This window comes from Alteriqipengyuania lutimaris (assembly GCF_003363135.1).
Taxonomy (GTDB): domain Bacteria; phylum Pseudomonadota; class Alphaproteobacteria; order Sphingomonadales; family Sphingomonadaceae; genus Alteriqipengyuania; species Alteriqipengyuania lutimaris.
In genome coordinates this window covers 1,775,788-1,788,415 of the sequence record NZ_QRBB01000001.1, presented here as the reverse complement: position 1 = coordinate 1,788,415, position 12,628 = coordinate 1,775,788, and the positions used below count along the sequence as shown (strand labels likewise).

At 67.7% G+C, this 12,628-nt stretch carries 13 protein-coding genes and 1 tRNA gene; 10 read left to right on the top strand and 4 right to left on the bottom strand.

Annotated features, from left to right (window positions below):
• Positions 1-50 precede the first annotated feature (50 nt).
• The 4 genes from fmt (at position 51) to DL238_RS08450 (ending at position 3,354) form a co-directional block, all read left to right on the top strand.
• Entirely contained in the window at positions 51-956 is a 906-nt protein-coding gene (gene fmt, locus DL238_RS08465) for a methionyl-tRNA formyltransferase (protein ID WP_115491853.1), read from the top strand.
• Between the two features lie 111 nt (positions 957-1,067).
• Positions 1,068-1,835, top strand: coding sequence for a tRNA pseudouridine(38-40) synthase TruA (gene truA, locus DL238_RS08460; protein WP_115491852.1), 768 nt, complete (start codon positions 1,068-1,070; stop codon positions 1,833-1,835).
• On the top strand, positions 1,835-2,245 hold the full coding sequence (locus tag DL238_RS08455; RefSeq protein WP_115491851.1) for a hypothetical protein: 411 nt from the start codon (positions 1,835-1,837) through the stop codon (positions 2,243-2,245). The genes truA and DL238_RS08455 overlap by 1 nt, the downstream gene beginning before the upstream one ends.
• Entirely contained in the window at positions 2,242-3,354 is a 1,113-nt protein-coding gene (locus tag DL238_RS08450) for a zinc-binding dehydrogenase (RefSeq protein WP_115491850.1), read from the top strand. Before DL238_RS08455 ends, DL238_RS08450 begins: the two co-directional genes overlap by 4 nt.
• 115 nt (positions 3,355-3,469) lie before the next feature.
• Here the strand turns inward: DL238_RS08450 and DL238_RS08445 are convergent, their stop codons facing one another.
• Positions 3,470-4,459, bottom strand: coding sequence for an asparaginase (locus DL238_RS08445; protein ID WP_115491849.1), 990 nt, complete (start codon positions 4,457-4,459; stop codon positions 3,470-3,472).
• Positions 4,460-4,588: 129 nt separating this feature from the next.
• Between DL238_RS08445 and DL238_RS08440 the strand changes: the two genes are divergently transcribed.
• A tRNA-Val gene (locus DL238_RS08440) sits at positions 4,589-4,664 on the top strand.
• Positions 4,665-4,693: 29 nt separating this feature from the next.
• Here the strand turns inward: DL238_RS08440 and DL238_RS08435 are convergent.
• Entirely contained in the window at positions 4,694-5,230 is a 537-nt protein-coding gene (locus tag DL238_RS08435) for a TlpA family protein disulfide reductase (RefSeq protein WP_234031018.1), read from the bottom strand.
• Positions 5,231-5,258: 28 nt separating this feature from the next.
• Here DL238_RS08435 and argH point away from each other — a divergent pair, with 28 nt between their 5' ends.
• From argH to DL238_RS08415, 4 genes are read left to right on the top strand one after another with little or no spacing between them, the layout of a single operon-like run.
• Positions 5,259-6,677, top strand: a complete 1,419-nt coding sequence (gene argH / locus DL238_RS08430) for an argininosuccinate lyase (protein WP_115491848.1) — start codon at positions 5,259-5,261, stop codon at positions 6,675-6,677.
• A gap of 19 nt (positions 6,678-6,696) precedes the next feature.
• Positions 6,697-6,948 carry a lipoprotein gene (locus tag DL238_RS08425; RefSeq protein ID WP_115492843.1) on the top strand — a complete coding sequence of 84 codons (252 nt, stop codon included), beginning with the start codon at positions 6,697-6,699 and terminating at the stop codon, positions 6,946-6,948.
• A gap of 15 nt (positions 6,949-6,963) precedes the next feature.
• Entirely contained in the window at positions 6,964-8,223 is a 1,260-nt protein-coding gene (gene lysA / locus DL238_RS08420; RefSeq protein WP_115491847.1) for a diaminopimelate decarboxylase, read from the top strand.
• On the top strand, positions 8,220-8,996 hold the full coding sequence (locus DL238_RS08415) for a precorrin-2 dehydrogenase/sirohydrochlorin ferrochelatase family protein (RefSeq protein ID WP_115491846.1): 777 nt from the start codon (positions 8,220-8,222) through the stop codon (positions 8,994-8,996). The genes lysA and DL238_RS08415 overlap by 4 nt, the downstream gene beginning before the upstream one ends.
• Before the next feature lie 16 nt (positions 8,997-9,012).
• Here the strand turns inward: DL238_RS08415 and DL238_RS08410 are convergent, their stop codons facing one another.
• Positions 9,013-10,056, bottom strand: coding sequence for a helix-turn-helix domain-containing protein (locus DL238_RS08410; RefSeq protein WP_234031017.1), 1,044 nt, complete (start codon positions 10,054-10,056; stop codon positions 9,013-9,015).
• 127 nt (positions 10,057-10,183) lie between these two features.
• Positions 10,184-11,473: an adenylosuccinate synthase gene (locus DL238_RS08405; RefSeq protein ID WP_115491845.1), complete on the bottom strand. Its 1,290-nt coding sequence runs from the start codon at positions 11,471-11,473 to the stop codon at positions 10,184-10,186.
• Positions 11,474-11,703: 230 nt separating this feature from the next.
• Between DL238_RS08405 and DL238_RS08400 the strand changes: the two genes are divergently transcribed.
• Positions 11,704-12,537 (top strand): aldo/keto reductase, encoded by an 834-nt coding sequence (locus DL238_RS08400; RefSeq protein WP_115491844.1) that lies wholly within the window; start codon positions 11,704-11,706, stop codon positions 12,535-12,537.
• Positions 12,538-12,628: the final 91 nt, after the last annotated feature.

Sequence of the window (12,628 nt, the reverse complement as noted above, 5' to 3'; positions counted from 1 at the left end):
GTGACAGATAGGGCGAGCACCCCTCCACAGCAAAGGTCGCCGCACAGCTTATGCGCATCGTCTTCATGGGAACGCCCGATTTCGCGGTGCCGACGCTGGAGGCGCTGGTTCATGCCGCGCATGAGGTGGTCTGCGTCTATACCCAGCCGCCGCGCAAGGCCGGGCGCGGCAAGAAGCTGCAGCCCACGCCCGTCCACGCGGCGGCGGAGCGGCTGGGGATCGAGGTGCGCCATCCTGCCTCGCTGAAACCGCAGGAAGAGAAGGACGCGTTCGCCGCGCTCGAGGCGGATGTCGGCGTGGTCGCGGCCTATGGGCTGATCCTGCCGCAAGCCGTGCTAGACGCGCCGAAGCACGGGTGCCTCAACGTCCACGCCAGCATACTGCCCCGCTGGCGCGGTGCTGCGCCGATCCAGCGGGCGATTCTGGCGGGCGACAGCGGCACCGGCGTCACCATCATGCAGATGGAGGCCGGGCTCGATACCGGGCCGATGCTCGCCACGGTGCGCACGCCGATCGCAGGCAAGACTGCGGGCGAGCTCACCGATGAACTGGCGCAGAAAGGCGCGCAGCTGATGGTCGGCACGCTGCGCGACCTCGCGATCCATATCCCGGTCGAACAGGACGATGCGGACGCCACCCATGCGCCCAAGATCGACAAGGCCGAAGCACGGATCGACTGGTCGCAGGATGCCGCGCAGGTCGAACGGCAGGTGCGCGCGTTTACCCCGTGGCCGGGTGCGTTTTTCGAGCACGAGGGCGAGCGGGTGAAGGTCTTGGCGGCGGAACTGGCCGATGGCTCCGGTGCGCCGGGCACCGTGCTCGACGAGGCGCTGACCGTCGCCTGCGCCAACGGCGCGGTGCGCCTCACCCGGGTCCAGCGCGCGGGCAAGCCGGCGATGGATACCGCAGATTTCCAGCGCGGGCGTGCGATTGCGCAAGGAGCGGTGCTTTCGTGATCCTCAACCATTCGCGTCGCCCCTGCGAAGGCAGGGGCCCAGCTGACCTATCGCCTTATCGCACCCTTATCTGGATCCCCGCCTGCGCGGGGATGACGGTAGGTTAGGCAAGTGCCCCGCTACGCCCTTACGCTCGAATTCGACGGCACGCCCTTTTTCGGCCTCCAGCGGCAGAAGGACGGGCCGAGTGTGCAGCAGGCGGTCGAGGAGGCCGTTCACGGCGTCACCGGCGCGCAGGTCACGCTGCACAGCGCGGGGCGGACCGATACCGGAGTCCACGCGCTCGCCATGCGCAGCCATTTCGATGTCGAGAGCAGGCTGACGCCCTTCCGCATGGGCGAGGCGATCAACGCGCACCTGCGCCCCGCCCCGATCGCCGTGACGAAGTGCGAGGAGGTGCCGGAGGACTGGCACGCGCGCTTTTCGTGCATCGGGCGCCGCTACCTCTACCGCATCCTCAACCGCCGCGCCCCGCTGACGCTGGAGAAGGACCGCGCCTGGCTGCTGTCACCCGATTGCGATGCCGAGGCGATGCATCGCGCGGCGCAAAGCCTCGTCGGGCACCACGACTTCACCACCTTCCGCTCGGTCCATTGCCAGGCCGCAAGTCCGGAAAAGACGCTCGACCGGCTCGATGTCTCGCGCGAGGGCGATGAAATCCGGATCGAAGTCGCCGCGCGCAGCTTCCTCCACCACCAGGTGCGCTCGATGGTCGGCTGCCTCGCACTGGTTGGCATGGGTCGCTGGAACGAAGACCGGATCGCGCAGGTTCTTGAGGCACGGGACCGGCAGGAACTGGGCTTGAATGCACCCGCGCACGGGCTCTACTTCGTCGAAGCGGTGTATCCCGATCGGGAGGCCGAGCAACGGGGGGACTGATGGCAAACTGGTACAAGATCCCGCTGACCATGCGGACGACCGAGCGCGAATATCGCGCGAACGTCAACGGCATCAATATCGTCTTCGGCGCGGTGCTGGGCTTCGTGCTGGCCGGGGCAGAGGGATTGCCCGCCTATGACTTTGCCGTCCTGTTGTTCATGAGCGCGGCGATCGTCGTGACGATCATGTACCTTGGCCAGACCGAATACAAACTGTTCTACGGCGTGACGGCAGCCGCGCTCATCGCGCTATTCCCCATTGCGATCGACGGGGTGATCGACCTGACCTCCGTACCCAAGTTGCAGCCGACTCTGGCCGTATGGGCGGGAATGATCATTCTGGTCGAACTGATGCCGCGCGTACGTCCCGATAAGAAAAGAACCGACCCCGAAGAGGAGCAAGAAACATGACCACCACCGGCAAGCAGATCTTCACCACGCTCGAATCCGACGGCACGCTGACCGTCGAGGTTGCCGAAAGCCAGTTTCCCGAGCCCAAGGGCAACCAGGTGCTGGTCAGGATGGAAGCCGCGCCCATCAACCCGAGCGACCTTGCGCTGCTGGTCGGCCCGGCCGATCTCGAGAATGCGGATTACTCGCCCGGCAAGATCGTCGCCAACATGCCCGAACCCTTCGCCTCGGGCGCCAAGGGCCGCCACGGCCAGCGCCTGCCGGTCGGCAACGAGGGCGCGGGCGAGGTGATCGCGACCGGTGATTCGGACATGGCGAAGGCACTGATGGGCAAGCGGGTGGCCTGCGTGCCGGGCACCGCCTTCAGCGAATATTCCATCGCCGAGGCCACGATGTGCCTGCCGCTGGGCGATATCTCGTCGAAGGACGGCGCGTCGGCCTTCGTCAATCCAATGACCGCGCTCGGCTTCGTCGAAACCGCCAAGGCCGAAGGCGCGAAAGCGATCCTTCACACTGCCGCCGCCTCCAACCTCGGCCAGATGCTGATCCGCATCTGCCAGGAAGACGGGATGCCGCTGGTCAATATCGTGCGCCGCAAGGAGCAGGTGCACCTGCTGCAGGAAATGGGCGCAGAGCATATCGTGAACTCGTCCGACGACGACTTCATGAAGCAGCTGCGCGAGAGCATCGACGCGACCGATGCCTATTTCGGCTTCGATCCGATCGGCGGCGGGCAGATGGTCGATTCCTGCTTCAAGGCGATGGAGCAGGTCGCAGTATCGAAGATGACCGAGTTCAGCCGCTATGGCTCGAACCAGGCGAAGAAGATGCACATCTACGGCCGCCTCGACCTCGGCCCCACGATCCTCACGCCGTCCTACGGCTTCGGCTTCACGCTGACCGGCTGGCTGCTGACGCCGTTCCTCCAGAACGCCGGGATGGAAACGGTGACGCGGATGCGCAAGCGCGTGCTCGACAACCTCACCACCACCTTCAGGAGCGGCTACACCGAAGAAGTGACGCTCGAAGGCATGCTGGAGAAGGACGCGGTGACGCAATACGCCAAGATGCGCACCGGGGAGAAGTATCTGGTCACGCCGCAGGGCTGATCGAAATACCCCGTCACCCCTGCGCAGGCAGGGGTCCAGATGACGCCCGCGATATCCGAGAGCTTATCTGGATCCCCGCCTGCGCGGGGATGACGAACGTTACGCCCGCCCTGCCCTAACGCTGGTCGAAGAAGCGCTGCGCCTCGCCCGCATCGGTGATCCCGTTGGCGATCAACAACGCGAGCAGCACGCGCGCCTTGGGCACGCCGAGCGCGCGGGCGGCGATGAAGCCGTTTGCGTCGTCCTCCGGCTCGCGGTCGACCAGCCCTTCGTCGGTGCGGCTGGCGCGTACGACCAGCGCACCGCGACGGGCATGGCGCAGCAGCACCTGCCGGACGGGATCGGGCATGTTGCCCTCGCCCAGCCCCGACACGACGATGCCCGGCGGATCTCCTGCGAGCTGCCGCTCTGCCGCAGTGGCGCTCATCCCCGCATAGACCGCGAGGATCGGCACGTCGGGCAGCGGCAGAAGGGCGAGGCGCGCAGGGTCGCCCACACGCCACGGCGCGCCGAACCAGTCGAGGCGCGAGGGCGTGACGATGGCGACCGATTCGCGCGGGAAGCCGCGAAATGCCTCGGTCGCGCGGGTCTGCGCCTTGCGCACGTCGAGCGCGGAATGGACCCGGTCGCCCATCACCACCAGCACGCCGCGACCGGCGGCGTCGGGATCGCCCGCCACGCGCACGGCATTGGCGAAGTTGCGCATCCCGTCGTACCCGACCGCATCGGCGGGCCGCATCGCGCCGACCAGCACGACGGGCTTGGTGCTGGGCAGCGTCAGGTCGAGCAGGAAGGCGGTTTCCTCCGCCGTGTCGGTGCCATGGGTGACCACGATCGCGTCGACGCCATCGTCGCTCAGCGCGCGCTCGATCTCGGAATGAAGCCGCGACCAGACCGACTCGTCGATATCTTCCGATCCGATATTGGCGATCTGCCGCCCGGTATAGCGCGCGGCGATGCCCAGTGCATCGGCCTGCGCGAGGTAATCGGCGATCCCGATCTGGCCGGGGCGGTAATCGGCACGCGTCGCATCCCCCGCCTGCCCGGCGATCGTACCGCCTGTCGCAAGGACGAGAATGCGCGGTTCTGGTCGGGTGTCTGCCATCGTCGCCCGCCCTAGCGCGGCTGGTCATGCTTTCAATTGGAATTTGGCAATTGGAAAGTGGCAATTGATTTTGAAGCTTTGCACGCTAGATAGCGTCGCCTCCCGCCATGGCGCGCCATGACGGGCCGGGGGCGATTAGCTCAGTTGGTAGAGCGCTTCGTTTACACCGAAGATGTCGGCAGTTCGAGCCTGTCATCGCCCACCATTGCCCCGCAGGCCTTTCCCCGTCGGGATCTAGGGCACCTGCGGCGTTTCCACCACTTCCTCGATCGCCGCGCGCGCCTCTTCGCTCGCCCAGTCGTAGTCGCCGGTGACGCGCCACACCTCCTGCCCCTGCCGGTCGTAGAGCACGGTCGTCGGCAGCGTCGATGCGCCGATCGCTTCGCCCAGCGCCAGCTGCGGGTCGATCCATTGCGGCAGGTTTTCCAGCCCGTTTTCCTCGAAGAAGGCAGCGACCTTGGCCGGGCCCTCCATATCCTGGCTGACGGTCACCACGTTCAGCGCGCCGCCGTAATCCGCCGCCAGCTCGTCGAGCAGCGGCATTTCCTTTACGCACGGCGCGCACCACGTGGCCCACAGGTTCACGAGCACCGGGCGCCCCTGCAACGCGCCGAGATTGAGCACCTCGTCCGCCGGGTTCACGAGATTGGCGGCGGGCATCAGCTCGCCCGCGAAGCTGCGGTCGATTTCGCCCGTGGCGGCGGCCTCTCCGGTGCCGGTGCGCTCGCTCTCTTGCGGGGCCGGGTCCGGCTCCCTATCGCACCCGCTCACTATCAGAATGGCGGCGAGCGCAGGCAGAATGGCAGATCGAGACACGGGAACCTCCAGCGCAGGGCGCGGCAACGCGATGTGGGGCGGCCGCTTCGCCGACGGGCCTAGTGCCATCATGCGCGAAATCAATGCCTCGATCCCCTTCGACAAGGCGCTGTGGCGGCAGGATATCGCGGGCAGCCGCGCGCATGTGAGCATGCTGGCGGCGCAGGGCATCCTCTCCGCCGAGGATGCGCAGACCATCGACGATGGCCTGCAAGCGATCGCTGCCGAGTACGAGCGCGACGGCGTGCCCGAGGACTGGGACCTCGAAGACATCCACATGACGGTGGAATCGCGCCTGACCGAGCTGGTCGGCCCGGTCGCGGGGCGCCTGCACACCGCGCGCAGCCGCAACGACCAGGTTGCGACCGATTTCAAGCTGTGGACCCGCGAGGCCATCGACGAGATCGACGCCGGGCTCGCCGCGGTGCAGGCGGCGCTTGTCACGCGTGCCGACGAGCACGCGGCCGACATCATGCCCGGCTTCACCCATCTGCAGGCCGCACAGCCGGTCACGCTGGGCCACCACCTGATGGCCTATTACGAAATGCTGCGGCGCGACCGGATGCGGTTCGCGTCGGCGAAAGAGCGGCTCGACGAATGCCCGCTGGGCGCCGCCGCGCTGGCGGGCACCGGGTTCGACCTCGACCGCGAGGCGACCGCGAAGGCACTGGGCTTCGCACGCCCCACCGCCAACAGCCTCGACACGGTGTCCGACCGCGACTTCGCGATGGATTACCTCCACGCGGCCAGCATCGCGAGCATCCACCTCTCGCGGCTGGCGGAGGAAATCATCATCTGGGCGAGCCAGCCCTTCGGCTTCATCCGCCTGCCGGACAGCCTCTCCACCGGCAGCTCGATCATGCCGCAGAAGAAGAACCCCGACGCGGCCGAACTGGTGCGCGGCCATGCGGGCCGGATCATCGGCGCGGCGACCGCGCTTTCGATCACGATGAAGGGCCTGCCGCTCGCCTATGCGAAGGACATGCAGGACGACAAGCCGCCGGTGTTCGAGGCGCACGGCCTGCTGGTGCTCTCGCTGGCGAGCATGGAAGGGATGATCGCGGGTGCCGCGTTCAACACCGATCGCATGCTGGAGCTCGCGAGCAGCGGCCATGCCACCGCGACCGACCTCGCCGACTGGCTGGTGCGCGAGGCGGGCGTGCCCTTCCGCGAGGCGCACCACATCACCGGCGCGGCCGTGGCGCGCGCCGACACAAAGGGTTGCGCGCTGGCCGAGCTGACGGAGGAGGATCTCGCCGCGATCGACCCGCGCGTGACTCCGCAAGCGCTGAGCCACCTCACGCTGGAGGGATCGGTCGCCTCGCGCCGCAGCTATGGCGGGACCGCGCCCGATCGGGTACGCGAGCAGGTGAAGGCCGCGCGCGACGCGCTGCGCCTCTAACGAACCGATGATGCCACCGATGCGCAAACGCTTCCTCCCCCTTGCCTCCTGCATCGCGCTCGCCGCGACTCTCGCCGCGTGCGGCCAGCGCGCCGAACTCGCCCCGCCCGAGGGCGCGAGCCTGCCGCCGCCCGCCTATGGCAGCGAGGTTCGCCCGACCGCCGAAGAACTCCTCGAACCCGATGTCATCGCGGTGCCCGAACGCGATGCAGAGCTGCGCACGCGTTCGGAAGAGCGCGAAGACGACCCGTTCGACCTCCCCCCGGAATAGGCCGCCCGAGTAACCATGGATCATTTCACGACTATCGACGGCATCCTGCATGCCGAGCAGGTTCCGCTGCCCGCGATTGCCGAGGCGGTCGGCACGCCGGTCTACGTCTATTCGCAGACGACGCTGCAGCGCCATGCCAGGGTGTTTCGCGACGCATTGAGCGCGCTCGACAACCCGCTCACCGTCTTCGCGGTGAAGGCCAATCCGAACCTCGCGGTGCTGCGCGTGCTGCAGGGCGAAGGCTTCGGCGCCGACGTGGTCTCGGGCGGGGAACTGCGCCGCGCGCTGGCCGCAGGGATGGCGCCCGACACGATCATCTTCTCGGGCGTGGGCAAGACCCGCGCCGAGCTGGAGCTGGGGCTCGACACCGGGATCGCGCAGTTCAACATCGAATCGCGCGAGGAAGGCAGGGAGCTGGCGCAGCTGGCGGCGGCGCGCGGCGAACAGGCGCGCGCCGCCCTGCGGATCAACCCCGATGTCGATGCGGGTACGCACGAGAAGATCAGCACGGGCAAGGCGGAAAACAAGTTCGGCGTGCCGCTGCACCAGGCGCGCGAAGTCTTCCGCGAACTCGCCGCGCTCGATGGGCTCGCGCTGCATGGCCTCGCGATCCACATCGGCAGCCAGCTTGCCACGCTCGACCCGCTCGAGGCGGCGTTTGAGAAGATCGGCGTGCTGCTCGCCGATCTGCGCGCCGACGGCCACACGATCGGCCGCGTCGATCTCGGCGGCGGCCTCGGCGTGGCCTACAAGGCGGGCGAGACCTACCCCAGCCCCGCCGAATACGGAGCGATGGTCGCGCGGGTCACCAAGGACTGGGGCGTGCAGCTGGTGTTCGAGCCGGGGCGCGTGATCGCGGGCAATGCGGGCGTGCTACTGACGCGCGTGATCCGCGTGAAGGCAGGTCTCTCCGCCCCCTTCGTTATCGTCGATGCCGCGATGAACGACCTTGCGCGCCCTGCGCTCTATGGTGCGTGGCACGATTTCGAAGCGGTGGCGGAGACGAGCGAGCGCACCACCGCCAATATCGTCGGACCGATCTGCGAGTCGGGCGACACTTTCGCCACCAACCGCGATTGCCCTGCCCTCGTCGCAGGCGACCTCGCGGTGTTCCGCACCGCCGGCGCCTATGGCGCAACGATGGCATCGTCGTACAATTCGCGCGGTTTCGTGCCCGAAGTGCTGGTCAGCGGCGACAAGTTCGCGGTGGTCGCCAACCGGATCGACGCGGGCGCGATCATGGATGCCGAGCGCCTGCCGGACTGGTTCGCATGATCGCGACGCTGCCGCTGTTCCACAAGGTCGCGGGGACGCGGATCGTGGTGGTCGGCGACGGCGAGATGGCGGCGGCCAAGCGGCGGCTGGTGGAGCGCGCGGGGGCCATTCCCTGCGCCGAGACCGAAGCGCATCACGCAGCACTCGCCTTCGTGGCGCTGGAGGACGAGCGCGAGGCGGCGGCCGTGCGCCAGAACCTCAAGGCCAAGGGTCTGCTGGTCAATGTGGCGGACAAGCCGGACCTGTGCGATTTCACCACGCCGAGCATTCTCGATCGCGATCCGCTGCTGATCGCGATCGGCACCGGCGGCGCTTCGGCGGGGCTCGCCAAGCATGTCCGCCTGCGGCTGGAAGCGGTGCTGCCGCAGCGCCTCGGCGAACTGGCGCGCAAGCTTGCCGCGGGGCGGGATGCCTTGCGCGGCGCGCTGCCCGATGGCGACGCGCGTCGCCGCGCGGTGGACGCGGCATTGCGCAGTGGCGGCACGCTCGACGTTCTGGGCGACACATCGGCCGATCGGGTCGAGCAGTGGCTTGCCGATCCGGCTGCGAAATCATCCGCCCGGATCGAGACCGTCGTTTTGCGCAGCGACGACCCGGAAGACCTCACGCTGCGCCAGGCCCGCTGGCTGGGCGAGGCCGACACGATCTACCACGCCGCCGACATCGCCCCTGAAATCCTCGCCCGCGCGCGCGCCGATGCCGTGCGGCGTCCGCTCGAAAACGCGCCCGATATGCCCGAAGACGGCTTCGCGGTCATCCTCGAACGCGCCTGAACAAGCGCGCAGGGCCTCAGATGCCTGCGCAGTCGCAGCTTCCCGTCGCGTCGAAATACCGCGCCATCGCTTCGACCGCCTCGTCGGTCAGGCCGATATAGGCGCGTCGCCGGTCGGCCACGTCCTGCTCGCGCCGAAGCAGGCCCTGATCGGTCATCAGCGCGATCCAGCGCAGCGCGGTGGTCGGCGGCACGCCGCTGGCGATACACAGCGATGTGACCGAGACACGGCGGCCCTCGGCCCGCGCGGCGGTCAGGTCGAGCAGGATGTCCCACGCCGGGTCCGCGAAGAGCGAGGATTCGAGGAAGCGCGCGCGCAATTGCCGCTTGCGGATCGTGGCGCGTACCCGGCGCGGATCGGGCAGGCCCGGCGCACCGCCCCCGCCCGGCCTACGCTCGCCCTGCTTGTGCTCGCGCAGCGCGCCCATGCCCTGCTCGCCCGTTCCGAAGGCGAACGCGCTGCTGCCGTCGCGCGGCACGTCGTCGCCCACCAGCCCGTCGAGCTTCTCGGCCAGCGACGTCACGCGTTCGACGAGGCGCATGACCGTGAGCCGGTCCTCCTCGCACATCTCGCGGACCCGGCCATCGATCATGTCGGCCAGCGCTTCGCCGAAAGCGACCAGCCGCTCCGCCCGGCCCGGCTCGACCATCAAAACCGGATCGGCCGCCTGCGCCGCGATCATCACGGATTCGAGCGCGCCGATGGTGGTCGACACGATCAGCCGCGCGCCCGAGCGCGCCACCCGTTCGGCGAGGCGCCCCAGCATCGCGAGCGTGGGCGCGTCGCTGGCGGGCGCATCGACCGCGATGATATCGCCGAGGGCGAGCACCCGCCTATCTTCGGGCCCGCCCTCGAGCCCGGCCAGCCCCTCGTCCTGCGCAATGCGAAGCCCCGCCAGCGTTGCGTCGGCGCACATCGCCGCACGCGTATCGCGGCGGTCGGCGAACAGCGAGATCGCCACCGGCAGGCCCACCGCGTCGCAGCGGGTGCCATATTGCGGACCGGCACCATGGGGATCGGTGTGGAGCGGTTCGGCAGCGCGCGACTCGGCCTGGAGCATTTCTTATTCCCTCTTTGTTCCAGACCAAGTCATGAGAACAAAGAGGGAATAAGTCAATCGCCTCCATTATGGATCAAGCGCGGCCCGCAGTGCGCCGGGCGGGCCGGCACCGCGCTTTTCCGGCGTATCAGTCCTCGAAGGGATCGCGCACGAGGATCGTGTCCTCGCGTTCCGGGCTGGTCGAAACGAGCGCCACCGGGCACTCGATCAGTTCCTGGATGCGCTGGATATACTTGATCGCATTGGCCGGGAGGTCGGCCCAGCTGCGCGCGCCCGCCGTGCTCTCGTCCCAGCCTTCCATCTCTTCGTAGATCGGCTCGCACCGCGCCTGGCTGCCCGCGTGGCTCGGCAGGTAGTCGTAGATCCGCCCGTCGATGCGATAGCCGGTGCAGATCTTCACCTTCTCCATCTTGTCGAGCACGTCGATCTTGGTCAGCGCGATGCCGGTCACACCGCTGATCGCGCAGGTCTGGCGCACCAGCACCGCGTCGAACCAGCCCACGCGGCGCTTGCGCCCCGTGACCACGCCGAACTCGTGCCCGCGCTCGCCCAGCCCGCGCCCGATCTCGTCGGTCAGCTCGGTCGGGAACGGGCCGGAGCCCACGCGCGTGGTGTAGGCCTTGACGATGCCGAGCACGAAACCGGTCGCATTGGGGCCGAGCCCGCTGCCGCTCGCCGCCGTACCGCTGACCGTGTTGGAGCTGGTGACGAAGGGATAGGTGCCGTGATCGACGTCGAGCAGCACACCCTGCGCCCCTTCGAACAGGATCCGCGCGCCCGCCTTGCGCACTTTCTTGAGGCGCTTCCACACCGGCTGCGCGAATTGCAGCACGAAGGGCGCGATCTCCTTCAGGTCCGCGATCAGCGTTTCGCGGTCGATCGGCGCTTCGTCGAAGCCCGCGCGCAGCGCGTCGTGATGCGCGCACAGGCGATCAAGCTGCGGCTCGATCTCGTCGAGATGCGCGAGGTCGCACACGCGGATCGCGCGGCGGCCGACCTTGTCTTCGTAAGCCGGGCCGATCCCGCGCCCGGTGGTGCCGATCTTGCCCTGCCCCGCCGCGGTTTCGCGCAGGCCATCGAGGTCGCGGTGGAGCGGCAGGATCAGCGGGCAGTTGTCGGCCACCGCGAAATTGTCGGGGGTGACCTTCACGCCCTGCCCTTCCAGCTTCTCGATCTCCGCCTTGAGCGCCCACGGGTCGAGCACGACGCCGTTGCCGATCAGCGAGAGCGTGCCGGTCACGATGCCGCTGGGGACGAGCGAAATCTTGTAGGTCGTGCCGTCGACCACCAGCGTGTGGCCGGCATTGTGTCCGCCCTGGAAACGCACCACGGCATCGGCGCGGCTGGCCAGCCAGTCGACGATCTTGCCCTTGCCCTCGTCCCCCCACTGGGCGCCGATCACGGTTACGTTGGCCAAACCTCACACTCCTTCGATGGCTCGCTCGCGCCGCCCGGTCGCCGGACCGACACACCTGGCACCCGGTCCAGGGATCGAAATACGGGTGGTCCGAAGACGGCGGAGCACAAGCGCGGGCCTATGGCATGGGCGATGCCCATAGGAAACGGCTTATCGGGAGCCACCATTGATTTTGACGGGACATTTCGCCTTTCATGTCCGTTAAGCATGAAAGAAAGGAAATCGAACACATGGTCACATCGAACCGTACCGACTATCCAACGCTTACCCTCAACGACGGCCGCCAGATCCCGCAGCTGGGCTTCGGCACCTGGCAGATCCCGGAAGACGAGGCCGCCAAGGCCGTCAGCACCGCGATCGAGACCGGGTACTGGCTGGTCGACACCGCCGCCATCTACAAGAACGAGAAGGGCGTGGGCGAAGGCATCGGCGAGTGGTCCGACATCTTCCTCCAGACCAAGATCTGGAACGAGAGCCAAGGGTACGACCGGACCATGAAAGCGGCCGACAAGAGCCTCGAGAGGCTGGGCCGCGACCATGTCGACATGCTGCTGATCCATTGGCCCTGCCCCGAAAAGGGCCTGTTCGTCGACACCTGGAAAGCGCTCGTCCAGCTGCGCAAGGACGGTAAGGCAAAGTCGATCGGCGTGTCCAATTTCCGCGAGGAGGACCTGAAGCGGATCGTCGACGAAACGGGCGAGGTGCCCGCGATCAACCAGATCGAACTGCACCCCGGCTTCCAGCAGCGCGCCATGCGCAAGGTGCACAAGGAGATGGGCATCATCACGCAGAGCTGGTCGCCGCTCGGCCAGGCAAAGGCGCTCGACGCGGGCGCGGTCAAGGAGATCGCCGACGAGATCGAGCAGCCCGCCGCGGCGGTGGTCGTGCGCTGGCACATCCAGCACGGCCTCTCGACCATCCCCAAGGCGTCGAGCAAGGACCATATCGAGGCCAATTTCCGCGCGCGGCGGTTCGAGCTGACCGACGAGCAGATGGCCAAGATCGACGCGCTCGATACGGAAGACGGCCGGATGGGGCCTGAACCGGGCAATTTCAACGACTAGTGCTTGACTGTATTACATTGCTATAGCACACGGGCGGTCTTCTCAGGGGAGATTGCCCGTGTCGCTTTTGCTTGCCTTCACCTTGCTTTCT

Bases quoted from the DNA above. Each gene is read 5' to 3' on its own strand.
- fmt (WP_115491853.1), top strand. From the start codon at position 51: ATGCGCATCGTCTTCATGGGAACGCCCGATTTCGCGGTGCCGACGCTG.
- DL238_RS08455 (WP_115491851.1), top strand. From the start codon at position 1,835: ATGGCAAACTGGTACAAGATCCCGCTGACCATGCGGACGACCGAGCGC.
- DL238_RS08445 (WP_115491849.1), bottom strand. From the start codon at position 4,459: ATGGCAGACACCCGACCAGAACCGCGCATTCTCGTCCTTGCGACAGGC.
- lysA (WP_115491847.1), top strand. From the start codon at position 6,964: ATGGATCATTTCACGACTATCGACGGCATCCTGCATGCCGAGCAGGTT.
- DL238_RS08450 (WP_115491850.1), top strand. From the start codon at position 2,242: ATGACCACCACCGGCAAGCAGATCTTCACCACGCTCGAATCCGACGGC.
- DL238_RS08400 (WP_115491844.1), top strand. From the start codon at position 11,704: ATGGTCACATCGAACCGTACCGACTATCCAACGCTTACCCTCAACGAC.
- DL238_RS08415 (WP_115491846.1), top strand. From the start codon at position 8,220: ATGATCGCGACGCTGCCGCTGTTCCACAAGGTCGCGGGGACGCGGATC.
- argH (WP_115491848.1), top strand. From the start codon at position 5,259: ATGGCAGATCGAGACACGGGAACCTCCAGCGCAGGGCGCGGCAACGCG.
- DL238_RS08425 (WP_115492843.1), top strand. From the start codon at position 6,697: ATGCGCAAACGCTTCCTCCCCCTTGCCTCCTGCATCGCGCTCGCCGCG.
- DL238_RS08410 (WP_234031017.1), bottom strand. From the start codon at position 10,056: ATGCTCCAGGCCGAGTCGCGCGCTGCCGAACCGCTCCACACCGATCCC.